24 protein-coding genes are annotated in these 25,283 nt (G+C 52.7%); all 24 read right to left on the reverse strand.

The features are described 5' to 3' along the window. Positions 1-7: 7 nt before the first annotated feature. The 24 genes from glmS to cysQ all read right to left on the reverse strand — a co-directional run bounded on the left by glmS (position 8) and on the right by cysQ (position 25,203). Entirely contained in the window at positions 8-1,849 is a 1,842-nt protein-coding gene (gene glmS, locus ACGK9W_RS09790) for a glutamine--fructose-6-phosphate transaminase (isomerizing) (protein ID WP_405420678.1), read from the reverse strand. Positions 1,850-1,897: 48 nt separating this feature from the next. Next, entirely contained in the window at positions 1,898-3,112 is a 1,215-nt protein-coding gene (locus ACGK9W_RS09795; RefSeq protein ID WP_405420681.1) for a DegT/DnrJ/EryC1/StrS family aminotransferase, read from the reverse strand. An 87-nt stretch (positions 3,113-3,199) separates the two neighbouring features. Beyond that, positions 3,200-3,829 (reverse strand): acetyltransferase, encoded by a 630-nt coding sequence (locus ACGK9W_RS09800; RefSeq protein ID WP_405420683.1) that lies wholly within the window; start codon positions 3,827-3,829, stop codon positions 3,200-3,202. Continuing rightward, positions 3,829-4,428 (reverse strand): sugar transferase, encoded by a 600-nt coding sequence (locus ACGK9W_RS09805; protein WP_405421026.1) that lies wholly within the window; start codon positions 4,426-4,428, stop codon positions 3,829-3,831. The genes ACGK9W_RS09800 and ACGK9W_RS09805 overlap by 1 nt, the downstream gene beginning before the upstream one ends. Then, positions 4,406-5,527 (reverse strand): glycosyltransferase family 4 protein, encoded by a 1,122-nt coding sequence (locus ACGK9W_RS09810; protein ID WP_405420686.1) that lies wholly within the window; start codon positions 5,525-5,527, stop codon positions 4,406-4,408. The genes ACGK9W_RS09805 and ACGK9W_RS09810 overlap by 23 nt, the downstream gene beginning before the upstream one ends. After that, positions 5,527-6,789, reverse strand: coding sequence for a Vi polysaccharide biosynthesis UDP-N-acetylglucosamine C-6 dehydrogenase TviB (tviB, locus tag ACGK9W_RS09815; protein ID WP_405420688.1), 1,263 nt, complete (start codon positions 6,787-6,789; stop codon positions 5,527-5,529). The genes ACGK9W_RS09810 and tviB overlap by 1 nt, the downstream gene beginning before the upstream one ends. 35 nt (positions 6,790-6,824) lie before the next feature. Then, entirely contained in the window at positions 6,825-7,958 is a 1,134-nt protein-coding gene (locus tag ACGK9W_RS09820; RefSeq protein ID WP_405420691.1) for a hypothetical protein, read from the reverse strand. 79 nt (positions 7,959-8,037) lie between these two features. Beyond that, complete coding sequence (locus ACGK9W_RS09825) at positions 8,038-9,111, reverse strand: glycosyltransferase (protein ID WP_405420694.1); 1,074 nt, start codon at positions 9,109-9,111, stop codon at positions 8,038-8,040. 71 nt (positions 9,112-9,182) lie between these two features. Continuing rightward, positions 9,183-9,767: a serine O-acetyltransferase gene (locus tag ACGK9W_RS09830; protein WP_405420697.1), complete on the reverse strand. Its 585-nt coding sequence runs from the start codon at positions 9,765-9,767 to the stop codon at positions 9,183-9,185. A 103-nt stretch (positions 9,768-9,870) separates the two neighbouring features. Continuing rightward, positions 9,871-11,238, reverse strand: a complete 1,368-nt coding sequence (locus ACGK9W_RS09835) for a hypothetical protein (protein ID WP_405420700.1) — start codon at positions 11,236-11,238, stop codon at positions 9,871-9,873. Further along, positions 11,238-12,290, reverse strand: a complete 1,053-nt coding sequence (gene pseI, locus ACGK9W_RS09840; protein WP_405420703.1) for a pseudaminic acid synthase — start codon at positions 12,288-12,290, stop codon at positions 11,238-11,240. Before pseI ends, ACGK9W_RS09835 begins: the two co-directional genes overlap by 1 nt. A gap of 3 nt (positions 12,291-12,293) precedes the next feature. Further along, a complete protein-coding gene (gene pseH, locus ACGK9W_RS09845; RefSeq protein WP_405420706.1) occupies positions 12,294-12,806 on the reverse strand; it encodes a UDP-4-amino-4,6-dideoxy-N-acetyl-beta-L-altrosamine N-acetyltransferase in 513 nt (170 codons plus the stop codon). After that, complete coding sequence (locus tag ACGK9W_RS09850; RefSeq protein WP_405420708.1) at positions 12,803-13,219, reverse strand: glycosyltransferase; 417 nt, start codon at positions 13,217-13,219, stop codon at positions 12,803-12,805. Before ACGK9W_RS09850 ends, pseH begins: the two co-directional genes overlap by 4 nt. Before the next feature lie 253 nt (positions 13,220-13,472). Then, on the reverse strand, positions 13,473-13,910 hold the full coding sequence (locus tag ACGK9W_RS09855) for a hypothetical protein (RefSeq protein ID WP_405420711.1): 438 nt from the start codon (positions 13,908-13,910) through the stop codon (positions 13,473-13,475). Continuing rightward, positions 13,907-14,611: a pseudaminic acid cytidylyltransferase gene (gene pseF / locus ACGK9W_RS09860; RefSeq protein ID WP_405420714.1), complete on the reverse strand. Its 705-nt coding sequence runs from the start codon at positions 14,609-14,611 to the stop codon at positions 13,907-13,909. The genes ACGK9W_RS09855 and pseF overlap by 4 nt, the downstream gene beginning before the upstream one ends. Further along, positions 14,599-15,783, reverse strand: a complete 1,185-nt coding sequence (pseC, locus tag ACGK9W_RS09865) for a UDP-4-amino-4,6-dideoxy-N-acetyl-beta-L-altrosamine transaminase (RefSeq protein ID WP_405420717.1) — start codon at positions 15,781-15,783, stop codon at positions 14,599-14,601. Before pseC ends, pseF begins: the two co-directional genes overlap by 13 nt. A 2-nt stretch (positions 15,784-15,785) precedes the next feature. Beyond that, complete coding sequence (pseB, locus tag ACGK9W_RS09870; protein ID WP_405421029.1) at positions 15,786-16,784, reverse strand: UDP-N-acetylglucosamine 4,6-dehydratase (inverting); 999 nt, start codon at positions 16,782-16,784, stop codon at positions 15,786-15,788. Between the two features lie 8 nt (positions 16,785-16,792). Further along, positions 16,793-17,431, reverse strand: a complete 639-nt coding sequence (locus tag ACGK9W_RS09875; RefSeq protein ID WP_405420719.1) for an acyltransferase — start codon at positions 17,429-17,431, stop codon at positions 16,793-16,795. Further along, positions 17,332-18,558, reverse strand: coding sequence for an oligosaccharide flippase family protein (locus ACGK9W_RS09880; protein ID WP_405420721.1), 1,227 nt, complete (start codon positions 18,556-18,558; stop codon positions 17,332-17,334). Before ACGK9W_RS09880 ends, ACGK9W_RS09875 begins: the two co-directional genes overlap by 100 nt. A 102-nt stretch (positions 18,559-18,660) precedes the next feature. Beyond that, entirely contained in the window at positions 18,661-19,626 is a 966-nt protein-coding gene (locus ACGK9W_RS09885; RefSeq protein ID WP_405420724.1) for a Wzz/FepE/Etk N-terminal domain-containing protein, read from the reverse strand. Further along, positions 19,626-22,118, reverse strand: a complete 2,493-nt coding sequence (locus ACGK9W_RS09890) for an SLBB domain-containing protein (protein WP_405420727.1) — start codon at positions 22,116-22,118, stop codon at positions 19,626-19,628. The genes ACGK9W_RS09885 and ACGK9W_RS09890 overlap by 1 nt, the downstream gene beginning before the upstream one ends. 117 nt (positions 22,119-22,235) lie before the next feature. Continuing rightward, a complete protein-coding gene (locus ACGK9W_RS09895; RefSeq protein ID WP_405420730.1) occupies positions 22,236-23,717 on the reverse strand; it encodes a capsule assembly Wzi family protein in 1,482 nt (493 codons plus the stop codon). A gap of 233 nt (positions 23,718-23,950) precedes the next feature. Continuing rightward, positions 23,951-24,430, reverse strand: a complete 480-nt coding sequence (rfaH, locus tag ACGK9W_RS09900) for a transcription/translation regulatory transformer protein RfaH (RefSeq protein ID WP_405420733.1) — start codon at positions 24,428-24,430, stop codon at positions 23,951-23,953. Then, entirely contained in the window at positions 24,427-25,203 is a 777-nt protein-coding gene (cysQ, locus tag ACGK9W_RS09905; RefSeq protein ID WP_405420735.1) for a 3'(2'),5'-bisphosphate nucleotidase CysQ, read from the reverse strand. The genes rfaH and cysQ overlap by 4 nt, the downstream gene beginning before the upstream one ends. Between the last annotated feature and the right edge of the window lie 80 nt (positions 25,204-25,283).

The following is a 25,283-nucleotide window of genomic DNA, read 5'->3' on the forward strand; positions in this document are numbered from 1 at the left end:
GCCACGGTCACTCAACAGTAACACTTTTGGCCAAATTGCGGGGTTTGTCCACATCAGTGCCCTTCACTAGAGCCACGTGGTAAGCCAATAATTGCAATGCAACAACATGAAGAACCGGCGACAAGATTCCGTAATGCTCGGGCATTTTAAGAACCTGTATTCCGGGTTCGGAGGCGATCTGGCTGTCACCATCGGCAAACACGAACAGTTCGCCACCTCTGGCCCGAACTTCTTCCATGTTGGCCTTCAATTTGTCCAACAGTTCATCATTGGGCGCCACAACCACCACAGGCATCTCGGCATCAACCAACGCCAAAGGGCCGTGTTTCAGTTCTCCCGCCGGGTAGGCCTCTGCATGTATATAGGAAATTTCCTTAAGCTTTAAGGCACCTTCCAGTGCAATCGGGTAATGCCGGCCACGACCAAGGAACAGCGCGTGTTGCTTGTTACCAAACTGCTGAGCCAGATCCCGAATCGCCGACTCCAGCGCCAGAACCTTTTCAACGGCGACCGGCAAATGGCGCGCTTCATTCAGGTAGGTGGCCTCATCCTCAGCCGATAGCGCGCCACGCCCCTTGGCCAAAAGAAGAGCGAGCAAGAACAGCGTCGACAACTGCGTGGTAAACGCCTTGGTAGAAGCCACACCAATTTCAGGACCCGCACGCGTAATAAAACGTAGCGCGGCCTCGCGAACGATGGAGGATTCGGGCACATTACAGATAGCCAGAGTGTATCGGTGCCCCAACGACTTGGCATACTGCAGGGCCGCAATGGTGTCAGCGGTCTCTCCCGACTGGGATATGGCCACAACCAACTGGGATTCCCGGGCTACTGATTTCCGGTACCGATATTCACTAGCAATCTCCACATTACAGGGCACGCCTGCAATCGCCTCAATCCAATAGCGCGCCACCATCCCGGCATAGCTGGAAGTACCGCAGGCCAGAATAAGTACTGAGTCCACTTCATCAAAAATTCGCGCGGCATCCGCACCGAACAAGCCCGACTGAAGCGTTCCTGTACCGCCAAGCATTTCAAGGGTATTGCCAAGGGCCTGGGGCTGCTCGAAGATCTCCTTTTGCATGTAGTGCTTATACTCGCCCAACTGAACCGCATCTGCTCTCAGCGTAGAGGTGGTCACAGGGCGAGTAACCGACTGACCCTCTGCATCCCGTATCGTTACGCCGTCCAAGGTAAGCTGGGCAACATCTCCGTTCTCCAGATACATCAACTCACGGGTTTCCGAAATCAAAGCGGAGGCATCGGAGGCTGCATAAAAACCAGTATCACCCTGCCCCAGCATCAGCGGCGAACCTTCCCTGGCTACAACCAGAGTTTCTGGTTCGTCTGCCCGAACCACAGCCAGGGCATACGCGCCTTTCAGGTAAGGGACCGCAGCCCCCACAGCCTCGAAGAGCGAGGGCGACGCTTCACCCACCTTCCCTGCCAGGCAAGCCTCAACGAGATGAGCAACCGTCTCCGTATCGGTATCCGACGTAAAATCGTACCCCAGACCCGAAAGCATAGCCCGCAGTTCAACATGGTTCTCAATAATGCCATTGTGAACAACCGCAAGCTTTCCAGACACATGTGGGTGCGCATTCCGTTCCGCCGGCACTCCGTGTGTTGCCCAGCGGGTGTGAGCAATACCCATATGCCCCTGTAACTGCTCGCGATCAACCAACGCTGCCAGCTCGGACACACGGCCCACGGAACGGGCCCGTTTAAGCCCGCCGTTCAGAAGCGCCAGACCAGCGGAGTCATACCCACGGTATTCCAGTGTTTGAAGGCCATTTAACAAAAAAGGTGTTACATCTCGAGCGCATACCGCGCCGACAATACCGCACATAAATGAAAAAACTCCGGAAAATAAAAGGACAACAGGAGGGGGAGAGGCTCAGCCGTTGGTGGCCTGTTTCACTACAGCTGACAAAACCGTACAGGTTTTTTCTAGCTCTGCTTTCGTCAGCGTAGGATGCACCAGAAACATCAGGCTGGTCTCCCCCAATTCTCGCGCCACTTCAAGTGGCTTCGTCGGGCGCCAGCCAGTACCATCAAAGGCACGCTCACGGTAGACCTCTGAACACGACCCCTGGAAACACGGTACCCCCTGGGCGACCACCTCCTCGACAATTCGGTCCCGGGACCAGCCTTGCGCCAGGCGCTCCGGCCTAACCTGTACATAGCATTTATAATGGGCGTGTGAGCAGCCACTCCTGCCGGCACAGCCTGAGTCACAGCTAACACCACAGGAAAATTCAGGCACTCGCAACGCCGGCAGTTCACGGCAAGTAGCCCAAATGCGCTCCGCATTGGCGGTACGGGCTCTGTTCCACTCTCGCATTCGGCCCAGCTGAATTCGGCCAATCACCGCCTGCATTTCCGTCATCCGCCAGTTGGTGCCAAAAGAATCGTGCAGCCACCGGAAACCCGGCGGATGCTCGCGCTCGTAGACCGCTTCCCAACTTTTCCCATGATCTTTGAATGACCACATTTTCGACCACAGCTTGCGATCGTTAGTGGTGACCATGCCACCCTCACCTCCGGTGGTCATGATCTTGTCCTGGCAGAAAGACCAACACCCCACATGGCCAATAGATCCCACCGAACGCCCTTTGTAACGGGCACCATGAGCTTGGGCGCAGTCTTCAATCACGTAAAGCCCGAACTCATCCGCCAGCGCCATAAACCCGTCCATATCACAGGGCCAGCCTGCCAAGTGCACACACACAATGGCGCGGGTACGTGGCGTGATGACCTTGCGCACGGTTTCCGGCGTAATGTTCTGGGAATCGGGTGAAACATCCGCAAACACCGGCACCGCACCAGCGGTTGCAATGCTGGAGGCGGACGCCAGGAAGGTTCGCGGTGTAACTACTACCTCATCGCCTTCACCGATATCCAGCGCCTTCAACGCCAAATCCAGCGCCACTGTCCCGTTTGCCAGAGCTACTGCGTATTCGGAGTCAGCGAAAGTGGCAAACTCTTGCTCAAACTTCCGGCACTCCTGACCTGTCCAGTAATTTACCTTGTTCGAGAGAACTACATCGCGTACTGCATTGGCCTCTTCCTCTGAAAAGGAAGGCCATGATGAGAAAGGTCCGTTAAGCATTAGTACTCTGCAATATTCCAGATTGGGGAAAGGGAAAATGGCAGCCCGATGCAAGAAATCAAAGCTGCTTTCATTCCTGTGTAAACGTCATTGGCTTGAGGGTGATAAAACCTTCGCGGGATTACCCACAACAGTCACGGCGGACGGCACACTTTTCGTGACAACAGCGCCCATGCCAACCATAGCGCCCTCGCCCACGTCAATCAGCTGTTTCACAGACGCACACGCTCCAACCCAGGCCATAGGTCCAAGCTTCACGCCACCGGCCAAAACTGCATTGGGGCTCAAATGAGCGAAATCGCCCATAACGCAGTCGTGCTCGACCACCGCACCCGTATTTACAATGCAGCCTTCACCAATCTCCGCACACGCGTTGACCACCGCATTCGCGAAAACTACCGAGCCTGCACAAACTACAGCAAAATCGCTCACAACCGCGGAAGGATGGATAACAGAAACCAGTCGAGCACCTGAAGCCGCCAACTCATGCTGTTTTGCCTTGCGAGTCGAATTATTCCCAATGGCAACTATTACACCGTCGAAATTACTCACCTCCCTCAGCATAGTAGCTGTGTCGCCAACAACTGGCCAAAAGCCATTCTTCGCGATTTCCGGCCAAGCATCGTCAAAGAACACCATCGAGCTCCAACCTGAAAGACCGGCAGCATCCGCCACAACTTTTCCGTGGCCGCTAGCACCCAGAATGGCAAGGCGCATCAATCCTGACTCCCGGTGAACTTCGACATAGTCACCTCACCACCCCCACTAATCCCATCCCGAACCAGCACCTTCTTCACCGTAAGGAACAGAATCTTCACATCCAGCCAAAGCGACTGATTGTCCACATACCACACATCCAGCCGGAACTTGTCTTCCCAGGAAATTGCATTGCGGCCATTCACCTGCGCCCAGCCGGTCACACCCGGGCGCACCTCATGGCGGCGGTATTGTTCCTTGGAATACAGCGGCAGGTATTCCATCAACAGCGGCCGGGGGCCTACCAGGCTCATATCGCCCTTGAGCACATTCCACAGCTCCGGCAACTCATCCAGGCTGGTGGCGCGCAGGAAGCTCCCGAACGGTGTCATGCGCTGGTCATCAGGCAGGGGGTTACCGTGCTTGTCGGTGGCGTCTAGCATGGTGCGAAATTTCACCATTTCGAACGGTTTGCCGTTCAAGCCGGGGCGAGTTTGGCGGAAGAAGACGGGAGAGCGAAGCTTGCGGTGGATTAACACGGCAACGACAACAATCACCGGAGCCAACGCCACTAACCCAATCAAAGAAACAAAAAAATCAAAGCCCCGCTTCACTGGCAACCTCCCTGTAAAATTCAAACAACTTTCGCCGGTAAGCTGTCTGCTCGTATCTCTCAACAATCCTCGCCCGCGCATTGTTGCCCAACCTCACGCGCTGATCAGGAGAAAGCGACATGACATGCGCCATACGCTCAGCTAGTGCACTCTCATCACTCGGTGGCACCAGCCAACCATTAAAGTCGTTCTCGACAACCTCATTACAGCCATTAATATCCGAAGCAATCACAGGCTTCCCCATTGCTCCAGCCTGCAAAACCACATTGGGGAAGCCCTCCCGATAACTTGGCAGGACTAAAACATCACAAGCCTTAAGAGCGGGCCGGATGTCTTCAAGAAAACCGGTTGCCTGAATCCGTGGGTGGGACTGAATATGATCCAGCGTAACCTTATCTACCGGTGCAGTAGAATCCAAATCGCCCACCAAAAGCAGTGCCGACTCTCCCTCCAGGCTGGTAAAGGCAGAAACAAGTTCCTGAAGCCCTTTATCACGATTAAGGCGCCCAACAAAGCAAAATGTAAACGCACCACTCCCCTCATGTTGAAGCGGCAAGCATGTATCTGGTCGGAAATGCCGGGTATCAACTCCTGCAATGTTGCCATTGCCAATAACGATCAAAGGCTTGGAAGTAATACCGTTAGCCCTCAAATCCGCTGCAACGCCCTCACCTTCTGGGACAACCTTAGTTGCTGCCGCACAAATCAATCGGTCAATCGCGACAAGGACCTTGCGCTTAAAACCATTGGAAGTGGGAAACACTAACCCGGTAAAGGTGTGAATACGAACCCGAACGCCGGCCAGAAACGCCGCCAGCATAGTCACTAATCCAGCCTTCGGTGTGTAGGAGTGCACAACATCGGGCTGTAGGCGCCTGAGCGCTTGCCACATTCGAAAAATGGAAACCAAATCCTTAAAAGGACTGATGCCACGATTCATGGGAACCTCAAGAACACTGACACCCTCATGCTCTTTCACGTTCTCAAGCATGGGCCCGGGAGAAGTAACGCAAACAATAGAGCAATACTGATTAAGGAATGCAGGCTGGCCCCGAAGTATTGTTGCCAACGTTTCGGGCACAGTAGTCACGATCACTAAATTCATCACAACCGCAAATCCGCCTCACCCCAAGGCAATACACCCTTCAGGTCAAACAACACACCATCCGCCGTCAGATAGCCCCGCAGATCACCGGCACTCATGGCCGCGTATTCCCGGTGCGGCACCACCACAATCACACCGCTGTAGCTGCCCTGCTCCGGTTTATCCGTCAGGCTAATACCGTATTCATGTTCCGCTTCGGCGCTGTCCGCCCAGCAGTCGGTTACATCTACCTGGCAGCCGAAGTCCTGCAGCTCTTTCACTACGTCAATCACCCGGGTATTGCGCAAGTCCGGGCAGTTTTCCTTGAAGGTAAAGCCCATTGCCAGCACTCGGGCGTTGGCGATGGTGTGGCCTGCTTTGATCATGGCTTTTACCAGTTCAGCCGCCACATAGGGGCCCATGCCGTCATTGGTGCGGCGGCCCGCCAGGATGATTTCCGGGTGGTAGCCAATGGCCTGGGCTTTGTGGGTGAGGTAGTACGGGTCTACCCCGATGCAGTGGCCGCCCACCAGGCCGGGCTTGAACGGCAGGAAGTTCCACTTGGTACCGGCGGCAGCCAGCACTTCGTGGGTATCAATCCCCAACCGGGCGAAAATCATGGCCAGTTCGTTCATCAGCGCAATGTTCAGGTCCCGCTGGGTGTTCTCGATTACCTTCGCCGCCTCCGCCACTTTGATGGAGCTGGCCTTGTGGGTACCGGCGGTGATGATATCCGCGTACATGGCATCCACTTCCTCGGCAATGGCCGGGGTAGAGCCGGAGGTGACCTTCATGATCGTGGTTACCCGGTGCTCCTTATCCCCCGGGTTAATCCGTTCCGGGCTGTAACCTGCGTAGAAATCCTCGTTAAATTTAAGGCCGGACACCCGCTCCAGCACCGGCACACAAACCTCTTCCGTGGCACCCGGATACACGGTGGATTCGTAAATCACAATATCGCCGGATTTAAGCACCTTGCCCACACTATCGCTGGCCTTCACCAACGGCGTGAGATCCGGCGTTTTGTAGTCATCAATGGGCGTGGGAACGGTAACGATGAACACCGTGCAGTCTGCGATGTCATCCAGGGAGTCGCTGAACGACAGCTGGGAGGCTCCGGCCAGTTCTTCAGCGGAGACTTCCCGAGTGAAATCCTCACCTTGCTTCAGCTCGGCTATGCGCTTCGCGTTGATATCAAACCCCAAAACCGGACGTTTTTCGCCGAAGGCAACGGCAAGGGGGAGGCCTACGTAGCCTAGGCCAATGACTGCAATTTTTTTCATTAAAGATTCCTTAAAACAAGGCAAAAGCCAACGCCTCAGGCAACCCGCTTACGCCCAAGAACGGAAATCAAGAGGAAAATCAGCATCGGCGCAAACATCCACTTCTGTCGAACAGCAATGCCCAAATTAGCGGTAGTCATTGCAAGAATGAGCCAAGCACTAAGCGCATAAGCCCACATAAATACACGATTCTCGTCAAGCACTGTCTTTCTGCCCCTCAGAAGCGCAATTCCACCGAAAATGAATAGACCAAGTAGAATGAGGTTATCTACGGCCGCTGCCAGAGCAAAAACACTTCTCGCTTCAAAAAGCACTGGTCGAAACAGATAGGTGAACAGTTGCATTGGCAGACTCATCGAAGCAATATCAACTCCGCCCCCCCCTTCCATATTGTAGGTCTGCCGCTTATCGATATATTCGGTGAGTGATTCAACACCAACCACTGCACCAATACCTGCATACTCAAGCGCAAAGGGAACTAGCACAGCTGCAACTGAGGTGGCAAAGATTCCCACCAAAACCTTCCTTATCACCGAAGCATTGCTGTCCATCAATGCTGAGATGGCAATAGCCATCACCATGATACCAGCCATGTGAGGGCGCACCATGAACATTGCTCCTATCGCAAATACCATTAAAAAGCTACGCCGAGATAAATCCAGAGCGCTCCAAAGGGCCAAGCCAGTAGCCATAAAGGAAATTGCGTCCTTACCTAAAGCTGCGCTCCAAAAGCTGACGGAAGGGAGAAACACTATAATAGTTGCTAACGCTCGAATATGCCGGGACTTTCCTACAACTGCCTGCTTAAGGCTCCCCCAAAAGGCTAGAAGCCCTATCTGCCCGAATATATTGAAAACTAAAAAAGCCCCAATCAGCGACAAACCAAAAATATTAACCAATATACCGGATATTACAACAACCCCAGCAGTTCCCACTCGAAGCTCGCCGGCCCAGTGCTGCCCCCATCGAAAATATGAAAGTGCATCTCCACCCGATTGCAGTACATACCAACAGTAAAACATCGAAAATAGAGTGTGCCAAATATATAATACAAAAGCCCCACCTGCACCTACACCGAACTTCCTCCCTGTAATAACGGAAATCATCGAGCCCAATATAAACACAAAAAGCGTACTCAACACATGATATGCGGTGGAAGCGTTATCCAACTAATGCCCCTAACGTTAGTAAGAATTTAAGATCCAGCACCCTGTTTGTATCGGCACCGACCTAATCTGCCCAACCTGCCTACTGGCACTTCGAGCGCAGGCCGCTCACCCAGTGCGCCATCCTATCTGCCCAGGATGCTTTACAATTAGGATAATCTTCAGGCCAACAACTTTCTCTAAATGCATCTATAATCTGAAGGCTTGCCTCTGAGGGATTGGTAAAATCGACAGGCATTCCAATATTGAGCTTCTCAACCTCGTCTGAGTACCCATTAGTTTCTTTTTGAGCAAACACAAACCTTTCATTTGCAATATAATCATATAGCTTTAGAGGACTCCCTGGGCTTAATCTATTCTGCTTGACTGGCAACAGGCAAAAGTCAGCAGCCCTTATAAGCTCAGCGCAGCCTTGGTCGCCTAGTGGCGTAAAATTAATACACCTCCCCTCCTTATCAAACTCAGTTATATCGCCACCACCGACTACAACTTTAATATTTTCACCCCTTTGGTCAAACTCTCTCTGTAGCTCAACCAAATATTCCACACCGTGCCATTTCGACGCTGCACCGACAAAAACGACTATTCGATCATCTTGAGAGAGACCAAACTTTTCCCTCGCTTTCGCTCGGGAAAAGTAGCTTCTTTCGCCGGGAGCATAGCCATTGTATGTAAAAAAATCCTGCTCCCCAATGATCCCTCTTTTCCTGTATCCTTCCATGAGGTCAGGATGATTAAATATCCTAACATCGGCAGAAAGGTCCATTCTGTGAGCATGTTTTGCCAGTAATCCTAACGCTCTCAGCTTCACCCCGCGATATGGCAACAGAGAAAGCTCCTCAATGGCATCTGCGTGAATCTCACGAGCAGTTTTTATAGATAACGCCTTAGCAGTCAACATCGAAAACCAGCCTGAGTAGCCCCGACTAATGAAAACATCAGGCCTTCGAGACAATAAAAGTGCAGACACTTTAATATCAAGAATAAATATTGCCAAAATTCTAAAAAATTGACTTTTAAAAGGATTGCTAACAACAACTAGATCGTTAACCAAACCCCTCAATGCCGATAGCTTTTGGCGCGTAGCTCTATCCTTCCCTGTATTTTTCTTTAGATCAAAATCACAGAGATATACCACATTAAGTGCTCTATCCATTAAATTATCCATACGCCATTACTAATGCAGACTTAACTTTGCGAACCATCCTGTTTGAACCCTGAAAGCACTTAAACCTGTACATCAGGCCGAATCTGACCATCGATGTGGAGAACTTCGCGAGCACTTCTATTTGAAACCACCTTTGCAGGAACCCCTGCAATGGTACAGTTTCCTTCAGGAAAACTGCGATTAACGACGGCATTAGCGCCAACAATAACATTGTCTCCGATAACTATATCGCCATACAACTTTGCGCCCGGAGCAATATAGCAATTATTCCCAATTTTCGGGGCAACATTATTCAAGCCTGCTTCAGTTCCTATATTCACGCAAACATGGACCCTACAGTTCTCACCCAGCTTTGCACCACCGTTAATCGCGATAGTCCCCCGGTGCGCGATTGACAAGCCAGGCCCGCATGTATTAATTGGAATTGAGTATCCAATTTTTTGGGAAATGCGTAAGAATCGATATCTATGAAACTCAACAACAAACCTTGGAAAATGGCAATTATAAACATACTCAAGACGGCGCATTCGTCGCAAAAACTGCCAACGATCTGAAAACCAATACCTCAAAAGTGACGGCTTCTCTCCTATCGCCAACCTGTCTCTCGTACGATAATGTTTATAATCTTTCTTTGACAGAATCATTCAAGCACCCGTTACTTTGTCACCAATACAGAAAAACAGAAATGAACAGGAATTTTTCGAAATAAAAAAATTTTCCTAAGCAAGCTAAGGCAAGGACACAGTTCTAATAATTAAACCCACCAAATATATCCTCCCTACAGGCTAAATCCCTTAACAGATATTCGCCAACCAACTCCTCCTCTCGACCATCCCACTCCGTAAGATAAGTAGCGCTATAGTGCCGTACAGCCTCAACATCAGGCCCCGCTGCACCATATCCGGCTTCGACCAGTTCCACTATCTCGGCTGCAGAACTCGTACGCTTCGCCAATCCGTGGAGAACATACCCATAGTAATCCGGATTATCCGGAGAGGTCAGTTCGTAGTAAATCGGGGTTACGCCCGCAAGTGCTGCTTCTAAGTGAATGCTACTATTGCCCGCCACCAACCAGCGAATATTCATCATGAATTCGGATACTTGCTCTGTTTTGGGATTGCTTAGCTGCACATGCGGCAAACCCTTTAAGGCTTTCTGATATTGCCGGATGTCTTGCTCGGGCTGGCCTGGGTGCCAGCGTACTCGTATTTTCTGACCAGCATCGGCGAGCTCTTTCACAAATTGGATCGCGACGGTCGCGTCATCCAGCGCGTTCAGCGCAATTCCAATCGCCGTTGCCGCCCGACTATCGCCTCTCCTCAAGTGCTTTTTCTGTCCGCTAAGCAGCACTATCGGCGTTGGTACTTTGCGCTTTGTTGGCGGCTGGTTTTGCTCGCACTCCCGGTAAGTGTCAAGGGAAAACTGTCCATCTAGAAATGCGTAATCTACCCGTAACGCCGGGAACAAATTACTCACGGATGCGTGCTGCAGATAAACCGTTTTTATTCCCAAATAATGCGCAACGGCAAGTAACGAGCGGTTTGGCGGGTTGTGGTCGTTTGATGTGATTACGTAATCTGGCTTGGTCTGCTTAAGAACGCGGTCAAAATAAACGAGATATGTATAGACACTGCAGAAGTTATCGAAATAGCTCTGAACCATAGCTGGATGCTTATTTTGCAGCTCTTTATACAGCGAAGGGCCATTTCGAACCAACAGCACCAGAGATTTAGCAATATCAAGAACACTGAAAGCGAACGAGATATAACGGCCCCGCTGTTCTCCTCTGAGCAAAAGCCTCCCATGACCAATTTCAACTACTCTCTTACCTTTCTTCTTCAGAATGCTCGCTGTTCCCTCTAGAGAACTCATTTGGTTAGAGGTCCCGGAAAACACCAAAAAATCGGCTTTAGCCTTGAGCATAGGGGGCTGCCCCAACGCAAAGTGCCGCATCAAGAACAGAAAATAACGGCAGATGCGCAAAACTAAGCCCCGAGCCTTCGGCTTAATACGGGTCAGATGCGGCATGTTCTCCAACTGCTGCCCGTACAGATAGGCCAACCAGGTTTCCGGCTCCTGTTCCAGAATGGCGTTGATATCTTTATACCAGCCCATTAATTCAACACACCTTCACTAACCGGCGTATTAGCACTAATTTCACGCCTTACTGTCAGCCCAATCACCCTATCCAAATACTTGGGTGCCAACCCATACCCCGGACGCACACTCCGCACACAATCCTCAGTAATCACATCACCCGCTTTCATGTCCTTCACAAAATACAGCGAGCGCCGAAACTGAGCATTACCCTGCTCACTCGATTTCCTGCCGTAATCAAGCTGCCCCATAGCCTTCCAGGCCGTTTTGCTATCGCGGCACAGAGCCGTCAAGTCTTCGGGCTCCAGAGAGAAGCTGTCATCCGGGCCACCGCCGTTGCGGTCAAGAGTGAAGTGCTTCTCAATAATGGAAGCACCCAGCACCACACTGGCAATCGCAGTGGTGTTGTCCAGCGTGTGATCCGACAGACCGGTGACCAGTCCAAAGCGCTTGATCATGTCGCCGATGGTGCGCAGATTGTAATCGTCTGCCGGGGCCGGGTAGCCGCTTACACAGTGGAGAATTGCCAACTGTTTACAACCACCTTCCCGAGCGGCGGTGATGGCTTCCTGGATTTCCTCGGCGTCTGCCATGCCGGTGGAGATAATCATCGGCTTGCCAGTGGCCGCCACGTAACGGATTAACGGCAGGTCGACCGCTTCGAACGACGCAATTTTGTAGGCCGGTGCGTTCAGGTCCTCGAGCAGATCCACCGCTGTGGTGTCAAAAGGGGAACTGAAGATGGGGATACCGATTTTTTTGGCATGCTCGAACAGCGGCCTATGCCATTCCCAAGGCATATGCGCTTCTTCATAGAGTTCATAGAGGGTACGGCCATCCCAAAGCCCGCCTTTGATTTTGAATTCGTCAGCATCTGAATCCAGCGTGATGGTGTCCGGGCGGTAAGTTTGCAGCTTTACGGCATCCGCACCGGCCTTAGCGGCTTCTTCGACAATCTTCAGGGCTGTTTCCAGCTTGCCGTTATGGTTAGCTGAAAGCTCCGCAATAACGTAGGGTGGCTGGTTTCGGGAAATCTCCCGGCCGGCAATTACGATTCTAGGCTCACTCATTTTTCAATCCTTAGTCTGCGCCTGCCACTCACTGTTCAGAAGACCAAAACACACAACATCGTGAAACTGGCTGCCATTAAAGTGCTGATCTCGCAGGCGGGCCTCTTCGACAAAGCCCAGTCTCTTATGAAAAGTGATCGAACGCTCATTAAAACCGAGTGCTTGCCCACATACCTTATGAAGGCGCAGCCGGCCGAAAGCGTAGTTGAGCGCTTGCTTGCCAAGCTCCCGACCACTGCCTTTTAAAGCGTTTGGCGCCAGGTAAAACCCCCAGTCTGCCACTTCTGGACAACGTGTTCGGGCAATATTGACAAAACCTTGCGCCTTGCCACCTTGCTCATAGATTAGAAGCTCAATGGCAGGGTCAGGACTGGCATTCATAAACCACTTGCGATGTTCTTCCACGCGAATCTCATGGGTAGTGTACATGTAGCTGCGCACCTCAAGATGGTTGCGCCATTGCAGAACCTGTTCAAGGTCTGACTCGGTCATTGGTCGGAGGGTGTGATCCGTCATCGATCTCTTCCGCCCGCTGCACCCATCGCTTGAATTGCCCGGAACACGCCATCGCCATTTGTGATACCAGCAGCTGCATCACTCATCCGCTCAAGCCGACCAGGATCGGAAAGTGCCACCAATACGGAAGGCAAAGTGGTTCCAAGCTGGTCCGCGCTCTCAATCTTGATCGCAGCACCGGATGCTTCCAAGGCTACTGCCCCGGCAACTTGATTCTCAGCGAGGACAACCAACACAGCCGGAACCCCCAAACAACAACGCTCCCAAGACGCTCCCCCTGCAGCCCCGACAGACAGATCCGCCAAGCACATCCGCCCCGCCATATCGGTTACATTCACACTCACCGTTGCCTTAAACGGCAACTCGGTAGCCAGCTGTCGGACGTCATCCAGATAAGGTGCTGCTGCACCCATAATAATGTCCAGCTCAGTGTTCGCCGGTAGCGCTGACTTCGTAAGCGCGTCAAGCACCAGGCCAGTCACATTGGTGCCGTCGCCCCCCCAGGGAAATCAGAATGCGCTTGAGTTCCGGGTGCTCCCGTCGCTTCAGGCTTTTCTCCCGAATGTGTGCAAATTTGGGGCGCAACAAGACATAACCCGGTCCAATTAGTCGCTGACAATCTATGGGCAGAAGACCATCATAATCTGACGCTACCCGCCCAAGATTCTAGTCTAAAAGTAGCGCGCATTCATGAACCCGGTTCGCCAGATCGTCGATCACCATAATGCTGCCTACAGCGTTAGCGAGGGCGCTGTCCCACTCGGCATCCAGTGCGTAGTGATCAACTACCAGCCAGTCAGGTTTCCAAGGTGTCAGGACATCGAACGTTTGGCGGGCGTCTTCTTGCCAGGGCACACCCAGCCACAGCGCATAGTTGTCTGAGCTCGCGCCTTTCGTGTCCAGCTCATTATCGACGCGCGGGGACAATAGAGTTAAGCCGTGGCCATTACTCGCAATCAGATCACCCAGATGACCTTCATGCTCACGACAAATAAACTGACATTCGTGGCCTTGGCGAGTGAGTTCATCTGCCAGTGTCAGGCAGCGCATCACGTGGCCGGTGCCGATCTGGACGGAGGCATCTGCACGAAAAGCAATTCTCACTGCAAACCACCTTCGGCCTGCATCGCCCGGAACAACCATTCGGCCCGGCTCCAGTCTTCCTGGGTATCAATATCCTGAACTCGATGGCGCGGCAGCTTAACGGGCACCGAATCCTCGCCGAAGATGGCTCGCTCTTCACACCAGGCCTCAGCAGTGCCCCAATAGAACTGGCCGGCATCGTGCCAGGCTTCTTCCAGGTCTTGTGAGCGGGTCTGGAAATGCTCGGGGTTGAACATGGCCACGCGACCATTATCGGCAATCCGTATAGCGCGCTGAATCGGGAACGCATAACTAGTTACGGAGAGTGCAAAGCTGCTGCCCGAATCCTTGATAAGCTGAAGGCCCCGTTTGAGGTCATCCGCCAAAACAAAGGGCGCGGTGGCATAAAGACAACAAGCGTACTCTACCGGCGCCTCATTCTGGTTCAGCCACTCCACGGCGTGTCGGATCACCGGCAAGGTTCCGGTGAAATCATCCGATAGCTTCGCAGGGCGCATGAACGGCACCGTGGCACCCCATTCTCTGGCGACCTTGGCGATTTCATCGTCATCGGTGGAGACGATAATCTGATCAAAGCAGCCACTGGCCTTGGCCGCATCGATGGACCAGGCAATCATGGGTTTGCCACAGAAATCTTTGACGTTCTTGCGGGGAATGCGTTTGCTGCCGCCCCGGGCGGGGATAATGGCTACGCGGGACACTTACTGCCCACTCCCCCGGCCAGGGCGATCTTCAGAGACGCCACCACCTCATCCAGCTGTTCATCCGTCAACCCCTGAAACATCGGTAAGCTGATCGCCTCACGGTAATAGGCCATGGCTTCCGGGAAGTCCTCAGCGGCGAACCCCATGGTCTCGTAATAGGGCTGAGTATGCACCGGGATGTAGTGCAGGTTTACACCAATGCCCTGCTCCCGCAAGGCTTCGAAAACCTGCCGGTGGCTCTTATTGATGCTATCCAGCTGCAGGCGAATCACATAAAGGTGCAGGCCGGAGTAGCTGTTCGGGTGTTGCCAGGGCGTGGTAACAGGCAGGTCTGACAGCAGCTGGTCATAGCGTTTTGCCAGTTCGTGGCGTCGTGAAACGAAGGCATCCAGCCGCTCCATCTGACTCACGCCCAGAGCCGCCTGCAGTTCGGTCATACGGTAATTAAAACCCAGATCCACCTGCTGGTAATACCAGGGGCCATCCGGCTCGTGGGTCATCAGGTTCTGATCCCGCGTTACGCCATGGCTGCGAAGCAGATTCATGCGGCTTGCCAGCTCATCGCTGTTGGTCAGGGCCATGCCGCCTTCCGCGGTGGTGACAATCTTTACCGGGTGAAAGCTGAATACCGTAATATCGCTGTACCGGCCGTTACCAACGAATTCGCCTTGGTACTTGCCGCCGATGGCATGGGAAGCGTCTTCAATAATGCGGAAGCCGTATTGCTGGCCCAGCTTGTGGATAACCTCCATGTCGCACGGCTGGCCACATAGGTGAACAGCTATCATCACTTTCGGCAGGCGTTCTTCCTGCTTTGCCTGCTCCAGCTTTTCCGCCAGTTTTTTCGGGCACAGGTTGTAGGTTTGTGGATCAATATCCACAAAATCCACTTTTGCGCCGCAGTACAAACCGCAGTTGGCCGAGGCTACAAAGGTTATGGACGTAGTCCACAACCAGTCGCCCTCGCCCAACCCCACAGCCAGACAGGCGATGTGCAATGCCGAGGTGGCACTGTTAACCGCCAGCGCGTGCTTTGCGCCCACATGGCTGGCTACCTTGGCCTCGAACTCAGGCACTTTAGGGCCCTGAGTGAGAAAGTCTGACTGCAGCACCTCAAGCACTGCGTCAATATCTGCCTGGCTGATGTCCTGCTTGCCATAGGGGATCATAATCAGATCTTACCGATTTCGTTGTAATGGCGGTCAATCCAGGCTTGAAGCTCCTCGTTAGTCATCCACTCAGCGTTGTTGTCGCTGACGTAGACAAAACCTTCCGGTACCTTTTTGCCGTCTTTAATCCGGCTTTCGCAGGTGCCCCAGTTGTTGATGTTGGGCAGGATCTTAAAGTGCTCCGGGTATTCGTAAGTAAAGTAAGAGTCTTCCGCACCGATCATCTGCTCATGCAGCTTCTCGCCCGGGCGAATGCCCACAACTTCCTGCTTGGCCTCTGGCGCGACCACTCGGGCTAGGTCAGTCATCTTCATGGACGGGATCTTCTTCACATAAATCTCGCCACCCACCATGTCTTCAAAAGCATGCCATACCAATTCAACGCCCTGTTCCAGACTGATCATGAAGCGGGTCATGCGTGGATCGGTAATCGGCAATACGCCTTTGTCTTTGATGGACATGAAGAACGGAATAACCGAGCCCCGTGAACCCATCACGTTGCCGTAGCGCACCACGGAGAACTTGGTTTCGTGACCGCCAGAATAAGAGTTACCTGCAACGAACAGCTTGTCTGAAGCCAGCTTGGTGGCACCGTAAAGGTTGATGGGGCTGCTGGCTTTATCCGTGGACAGTGCCACCACGCCTTTGACACCTTTGTCGATGGCGGCATCGATCAGGTTCATGGCGCCGTGAATGTTGGTCTTCACGCACTCGAAAGGGTTGTATTCAGCGGTTGGGACAATTTTGGTTGCGGCAGCATGGACCACATAATCTACCCCGTCTAACGCTCGGTACAACCGGTCACGATCGCGAACATCACCAATAAAAAAACGCAACCGATCGTCACCCTGGAACAGCTTCGCCATTTCCCACTGCTTCATTTCATCACGGGAAAATACGATGATTTTTTTAGGGTTAAACCTTTCCAACGTCATTGGAATAAATTTGTGACCGAAGGATCCAGTGCCACCGGTAACGAGAATTGTTTTTCCTGCAAGCATACGAGTCATCAAAGAAACTTCCTTTCCGATTTCAACTTTTCATAGTGTTCAATATTTCGATACGCAAATACCTTTGCAGGGTGCCCGCCTGCGATGGCACAAGCGGGGATATCGGAGACTACACAACTTCCGGCTTGGATTATTGCACCCTCTCCTATCGTGACACCGCCAAGAACGATTACACGACTACCAAGCCAAACGTTATCCCCTATTTCGATATCTTTATATATATATGTGCTATCGTAAGGAACCGCTTTGCCTTCATTGAAGTTATGATTCTGACATATAAACAAACAGTCGGGACCGGAATGGAAATTATCACCAATCCTCACTTCCCCCCCACCATTTACAACCAATCCATTAAAGTTAGCATTCCTCCCTAGGTGAGTGTTCTTTGTAAGGTTGGTGGGACCACCTACCTGAAGTGACCCTGCATATGAACCACTTTGTAATTTAGCCTTACAATTACGAAATTCCCTTATGACACGCCTATAAGGTCGAACACAAAGAAACCGAAAGATATCTATAATATAGAATATAATATATTTCATATACGCATCCCACCAAACCAAGGCATATCCACTAAAAAACTCGCAGCCCTCCATGTAACCAACCACTGTAACATCATGCTTAGACACATGGCCCATGCTGCTCCCACTAGCCCATAGTGACTAGTCATCGGAAACAACAAGAAAACATTAAAGAGCCCAACAATTATCGTGATTTTAGCTATCACTTCAGTGCGCCTTGCAAAGAAAATATAGCTTGACACCATGTAATACATTCCATGGAGCGACTTAGCAAGAATTAGCCAACCAATTAAAGATGCCGCAGGCTCGAAACTCTTACCGGCGACAAAGACAAGTATCGGCCCCCCAATCAGAAAACCAAGCACCGCAACCAGTAAAAGAAAAAAACCATAACAATAGGTTAACCTTACGATAAATTTCTTTTCGTGCATCTCATTTCGCTTGAGCCTTTCATAAAGCCAAGGAACATAGGCTTTATTCACACTATCGAGTATCAACCCCATTACCATAGCCATCTGTGCTGCGACCATATAATAGCCGGCTGAATCCAGGCCAAGCTGGGCACTGATCACCGCCCTATCAATTGTTAATAAAAAAAAGGCACCCACAATATGAGGTATTAAAGGAACTCCGAAGCTTAATGCCTCTCTCATAAGATCCGGACGCCAAGAGAATCTCAGAAATCCATCTCGCTTTAGCAGAGCGAGCGCAACAACACCGAAGAGGAGGACAGACGATGTATAGCCTGCTAAACGCCCAGACACCCCCAACGCAAATACGACCACCAAGAGCAAAGAAAGAGTCATATTTAGCAGACTCATCCCAATCTGAAATGCTCCAAACTTTCTTGGCTTCTTCCTTACCTGCCATTGCCCAAGCCTGAGTTGAACCAAAAAGTTACAAAAGGCAAAAAGAACGCCTGTCAATAGCCAATTTTTCGACAAACCAATTAAGCCGGAAATCCATCCTGAAAATGGCAAGACCAACACAAAAATTGTCAATGAGCTAATCACCAAGATGGTCACACATGCAGAGATGAACTCTCCGATTTCTTGATCCGGATCATCACAATCATAGTACTTTCGTACTGCCGCGCCATGCACGCTTAAGCCGCACACGGCGCCAATTAATGCAACCCAAACCTGAAAGATTGCGACTTCACCATATTCAGCTGGCGAAAGGTATCGTGTTAATACAGGCAATAGCAAAAACGGAATAGATGCATTAATGATGCTCGCGAGCATGTAGGTGCCCGCACCACTAACCAAGCTACTATTGCGTATTCGATATAGAGTGCTCATCAAGGCCATGCTTTTCTATTTACGACTAAGATATGACAGAATTAATCAAGAAACATTTGTGACCCGGGCGAACTCTGACTTCTCTTGTTCGCTGGTGCGAATGAAGACTATAACGAATACAGTGAAGACGCCTAGCATTCCGCCGAGCATGGTGGCGACTACGGCTATCATGCCGCGTTTGGGTTCGCTTTTCTCCTGGGGCACTACGGCTGGATCTACGGTTTTGAATACGTATTCACGCTGGGCGTTGGCGAGCATTACCGTGCGTGTTTCGGTTTCTATGAGCTGGTAGAACACTTGCTGCATGCCGGCGATGTTGGTTTGCTGCAGTTTGTCTTCCAGGTAGGCGATGCTGGCTTGGGCTTCTTGCACATCCTGGGTGCGCATATGTTCGTTGATGTCTTGCACCAGTTTTTCTACCCAGTCCTTGGCGGCAACCGGGGAGAGGCTTTTGATGCTGACGGTAACCATGCCGGTGTCTTTGTTGTCGTTTACGCTCAGGAGTTCGCGGAAGGCCTTTACCAGGTCCCAGTCTGTGGGCTCTTGGGATTGTCCGGTGTCATCCTTCTGCCACTCGCTGGTTTCCGGGTTGTAGATTCCGCGGTTGATTACCCAGCGTTCGTTGGCCATGTCCCAGGCCTTTGTGGCAATTAGGGGCACGGCGAGTTCATGCCGGTGGATGAAGTCCGTCAGGAAGGCGCGGGATTGCAGGGTTTCTTTGGCGATCACGGTTTTGTTGGCGCCGCCTCCACTGCCCAGGTTGACGCCGGCCAGGCTGGCCAGGCCGCTGAGTTGCCCGCCGATTCGGCCCCCGCCTTCATTCTGAGCCGGGGCCAGGAGGGCACTGGCCTGGTAGATATTGGGCTTGTATAGGGCATAGGCTACGCCGCTGGCGCCGAGGACGATGGTGAAGAGGATTATTATCCATTTGCCTCTCCATAGGGTGACAAAGATTTCTCGCAGATCGATTTCGTCGTCTGCGTGGTATCGGGTTTCTGGTACTTGGCTCATTACAGGTTACCTACTGCTGCAGCGCCCAGTGCGATCTGGTAAACGATCTGGCTTACGTTCGTCCACAGTTCCAGCTGGTTCAAGCGGTCCACATCGATTGGCATTATGATCGTGTCACCCGGCTCCAACTGTTGGCTGCGACTACCAAACCAGCGACTTCTCTCGGGAAGCATTACGGAGCCGTCTGCTTTTACGACGTATACCCGGCTTTCATCGGCTTGGCGCGTCGGCCCGCCGGACCGTTCAAGATAATCGTCGACCGTTAAGCCAGCATGGTGCATATGGCTCGTGGGGAATTGCACTTCGCCGAATACAGTAACTGACTGGGGAATGGTCGGAACATTCAGGGTATCGCCATCCTGCAGGCGAATGTCCTGATAGCCTTCGTCGTTGACTACAGCTTCCAGATTCACAACCATACGGCCAACCGGTCTGCTGCTCTGGACGTCCTCCAGGAGGCTTTCAACCTGCTGTACCCGGTCAGCACTTTGCCCAGCTACCCCGTCACCCTCCAGCTTTACACCAAGGAGATCACCCTGAAGACGTTCTTCAGCTTCCCGCAAACGCTGCGCCTCAAGTTGGCGCAGTTTTGCACGGGTAAACACCGCGCCCCTCAGGAAGGCATTATCGGTCAGCCCGCCGGCACGCTCGATAACCTGCTCGAGGGTTTCACCATCGCGGAAGGTGTAATCACCGGGGTAACGCACTTCGCCTCTGAGTTCGATGGTGCTGGTTTTCGCGAAATCCGGTATCGATTTGATCAGGATCCTGTCACGGCTCTGGAGCGCGTGGTTGCCATTGCCGGCCATCGCGTCTGCAAGGTTCACGTTGAGGATATTCGTCTTGCCGATTCCACTTTCATCGGTGGTGTAGCGGGCGACCTCGGCGTGATAGAGAGAGGCCGAGTCCTTTAGTCCACCCGCCACAAAAATCGCGTCTGAAAGCTGGCGCGAGGCCGGCATGGGGTATTCACCGGGGTACCTTACTGGTCCAGTGATGCGAATAGTTTTTTGCGGAGCAGAAGGCGTGGCCTGGCCCTTCAGGCGCTGGAGTACCGGCGAGAACAGGCTGGCCCGCGTGTAGTTCCGGCCCTCTTCGCCACCTTCCACTTTTCCGGCATCAGAGAAAATCAGCAGCTGGTCTTTCTCCTGCAACGGGGTATCAAATTCGCTGCCCGGGTTCTGTACCGCTTTTCTCAGGCGAAGGTTCAGTACGGAGATGCTGTCTGTTGCTTTGTCCGTGCGCACGATGGCCGCATAGCGTTTGTCGGCGACGGGCGTAAGGTCTGCGTTCAGGTTTTTGATTACGGAACTCACCCGCATGCCTGGCATCCAGGCAAAGCGACCGGGGCGGGTGGCCGCGCCACTGATCTCGACATACTGCCCGGTAATGTCGGAGATTGAGGGAATGGAAACTGTGTCACCGGCCTGGATTCGCGCGTTCTTGCCTTTTCCGGCGGTGTAATCGGCCTCTGTAATAATGCGCAGAAAATCGTCGTTGGTTCGCTCAATATTTATGCGCTGGGGATAGGCCTGGGGCGTAAGGCCGCCAGCCATTCGAACCAGGTCTGCCAGAGTGTTCTCATGGTTCAGTTCATAGAGCGCTGGGCGGTATACTTCGCCCTTTATGCCTACGCGGTTGCCAACTGGCGGAATGAAGATTACGTCACCTGGCTGCAGGCGGCTGTCGTTAGAGCTATCACCCTTGAGCAGCAAGTCGTAGAGATCGAGGGTGCCAACCAGTTTGCCATTCCGCTTGTGCTGAAGATTTCGCAGGGAGCCGTTTACCTTGATACCACCGGAAACGTACAGGGCGTTGGTAATGGTTGATAGGGAGCTGACCGAGTAAGAACCCGGGTTCCGCGCTTCACCAAGCACGAACACGCGCATGCTGCGCAGCTCGCCGAGTGAAACACTGGCCTGAACACCAATGTATTGCTCGGATACCTGCTTGCGGATTTGTTGGCTGGCTTCTTCGAAGCTCAGCCCTGCCACGCTCATTGGGCCAGACTGAGGAAAGCTGATGGTGCCATCTCGGCTGATGGGCAATTCCAGGTTCTGGTTTTCCTTGCCCCAGAGCTGAATGCGCAATACGTCACCCGGGCCCAGGGTGTATTCAGAAGGAATCGGAATTTCGGTTACCGGGGCGAAAGTGGTCGGGCTGCCTCGGAAAAGGTCGTAACCATAGGGCTTGAGGCCGCCGTTTTTTGCTGCGGTTTTCTGTTCCTGCTGTTTTTCTTCCTGGGCCTGTTTCCTCTCTTCGTCTGGCATATCAGACACAGTTTCTACTACCTGCACGTCCCGAGGGCGCTGGCTCTGCTGACCTGAGGAGACGAGGCTATCGAGATCCACGCCGTATTGACTGGCAAGGGCCTCTTGCTGGGCTCTGGGCAAGCCCTGGAATTGCTCGATCTGGGATTGGCTGATGGACTGGGCGGATAAGCCTGCCGGTAGCAGAAGAGCGACGGTTGCTAGTAGTTTTTTCAGGTTCACGGTTTATGAGATCCGAAATTTATAGATTTGAATTTGTGCCTGAGACTTGGGAGATTGAAGTTGGGGTCTGACCCCCGACGGGGTCAGACCCCTTTTTCAGCCTGCAAGTTTTGCAATTCAGAAGCGGTATTTCCAGGCAGCGCCAAGAGACCACTGGTCTTTCTCGCCACCCAGGTATTGAACTCTCTTGTCAGTGGCCTGGAAACTCAGGTCCAGCCAGCCGTTGAATAAACGGGTTCCGTATCCGAGATCAAGAATGGCGACGTTTTGATCACCCTCGGGTACGGTATAAAAGATTTGTTCATTGGTGATAACCGTACGGTTTCCGCCGTCCTTATTGAGTCGAGCGTAAGTTACTTTGGCGGAAAGGTTGGCGCCGTTGTCGAAGAAATTGAAAGAACCGATGGTAACGGCTTCTGCGTCGCCATCAAAGCTGGCTGCCATACTGCGGCCGTAATAGCGGTAGCCGGAGCGGTAGCGGGAGTGATCGTAGGTGATGTTGGGAATGGCATCGCCCATGAAATCATCGGCCAGGGTATTAGTGTATTCAATGAACCACTGCTGGTCCGCTTCGAAGAGCTGAGTGGTCCAGTCCGTGCCCAAGAGCCAGGACTTGCGAGCCGGGAAGGCGCCGGCTTCGTCTTCACCCATCATCTGGGCGTACAGGCCCATGGTTTGCTCGCCGATTGCGAAACCGTATCGAGCGTCGACGCTGGCCAGCTGGTTGGCGGGGTCGTTTTCTTCAAGCTGCCCGTTATCTCGCCCTATCAAGGCGTTCCAGATGGTTGACGCGCCCTCGGGCCGCCCTTCTCCGCCAAACATGATGGCGCGGGATAGACCAATATCCAGACCGTCGATCGGGCGGAACGTAAAGCGCATGCCGAGCAACTTGGCATCCGGTATTTCCCGATCGCTTTCGTATTGGCCGGCAAAAGCCGTGAACTGCCAAGGGCCAACCCACTGCAGCCAGTCGGTTTCAGGAGCATAACTGTTATTACGATTGAGCCACAGCGCCGGCATGGGGCGGGCGTTGTTGGAAAGTATCAGGCTCGATTGCCAGCCGGGACCCCACCAGCGGTCAATGGCGCCGGCACCAAATACCCAATTTCCGGCAGTTGCGGCAAGGTAAGAACCATCGAGGCGCAGCTTTTCGTCATCGTCGCTTTTATGGGCGTAGGCGGGCTTTAGCCCAAGTGCCCAGACTTCGCCTTGCCATTGCAGGTTGATAGCGGTTCCGGCCTTGGCTAGCAGGTTTTGGTCAAAGCCACGGATGCCGGGAATCTCGCTGCTGCCGTAAACGCTGTATTCGCCCCGAAAACCCGGCTGAGCCTGCTGCTCCTGCTCGAAACGCAGATAAGCAGCCGCTGAACCAACGGATGACTGGTCTGATGCCACACTGGGCTTCAAGCCACTATGAACGGCGCTCCACATCACGGGCCAGGTACTGACGGTGCGATCCATATGGCCGCGGTCTGCCAGCTTTTGTGCCGCAAAACGCGCTCGGGCATCGCCCGACTCAACCCATGGAGCGGCCGCTACGGGAAGACTTATCAGACACGCTACCGCCCCACCGACCAGGGCCCAGTGTTTTAAGGTCATGAAGTTGGATTATCTTTAAAGCGACGGGAAACAGTCAAAAAGAAGGGAACTGCTTACTCCCAACTGTATCCGTGTCGGTAGATGAATGTACTGTTTCAGGAAGATGGCGATTTTACGGCAATGTTCATGACACGCAAGTGACAAAAAGCCTGACACATGGGTTTTCAGGGAGTTGCGTGGGTAAAGAATTGTTAAAGGGTTGGAAGTGCAATTAGTCTGCCGCCATTTTAGCCTCAGGTTTTGATAGCAGCAACCGGCACTCTGAGCTTCTGCTTTTTTTGCATGAAGCTGATGAGCACTATGGCACGGGCCTCGCCATCGTAGGACTGGAAGATGGCATTGATGCCCTCGAATGGCCCTTCGTTCAGCTGTACCGCCTGGCCGGGCTTGATACCACCCTGCTCTGCCACCGACTCCAGGCTGGCTTTGATGTGCTGGATAACATCGTCACTGATGGGCGCAGGCTTGTTGGCGAACCCTACAATTCTGAGCACACCACGAGTTGAGCGAAGTTTCGCCCACATTGGATCGGTTTGTTCCAGGTTTACGAACAGGTACCCCGGAAACAATGGCTCAAGCTTCTTGGTGCGCTTGCCCGCCTTGATTTTCTCCACAGTGATTTTAGGGTAGAAGCAGGCGATGTCCTGATTCTGGAGGTGTGTAAGGGCTCGATCGCCCTGGGCGGGTTTGTGCTGGAGTGCGTACCATGTCATGGCTGCGGAATATACCAGCTTCCCGCCGCAATGAAATACGGATTTAACACATCTTGCTTACCGTATTTCAACGGTTTGCCATCCACCGTTTGGACTTTCCCACCGGCAGCCACCAGCACCGCCTGTGCAGCGCCAGTGTCCCACTCGCAGGTTGGGCCCATACGTGGGTATATATCAGCGTGCCCCTCGGCAATACGGCAAAACTTTAAGGAGCTGCCAGCCTGCACGAGCTCGTGCTCACCAAGCTGATCAATAAACGCTCGGGTTTCCGGGTTCAGGTGGTTCTTGCTGGCCACCACGCGCTTTACGTCCTTGGGCTCCGCCACCCGAATTCTGTGAACTTTGCCGGTGCGATCACGCGTGTGGGCGCCCTCGCCGACCACTCCCCAGTAGGCTTCTTTCAAGGCCGGAGCGATGACTACGCCCATAACCGGCTCACCGTCTTCAATCATGGCGATATTGACGGTGAACTCACCTGTGCGTTGAGTGAAATCCTTGGTACCGTCGATAGGATCCACCAGCCAGAACCGGCGCCAGTGCTTACGCTCTTCCCAGGGAATGTCTTTGCCTTCCTCGGAAAGTATGGGGATGTCGCGACTTATTCTCCGCAGACCATGGACAATGATGTCATGGGCAGCGGTATCTGCAGCTGTGATGGGCGAATCATCCGCCTTGTAGCTCACCTTGAAGTCTGACTGATAGATATGCAAAACCTTCTCGCTGGCCTCGTCTGCTACCTTTATGACATCCGGGAGGATGGAGCTGTAATGCATGGGATTCGCTTCCTGCTTCAGATCAATTTGGGAGCAACAAGTTGGGGTCAGATGAACTTTTCATCTGACCCCAACTTCAT

Source organism: Marinobacter flavimaris, assembly GCF_045057155.1.
Taxonomy (GTDB): domain Bacteria; phylum Pseudomonadota; class Gammaproteobacteria; order Pseudomonadales; family Oleiphilaceae; genus Marinobacter; species Marinobacter manganoxydans.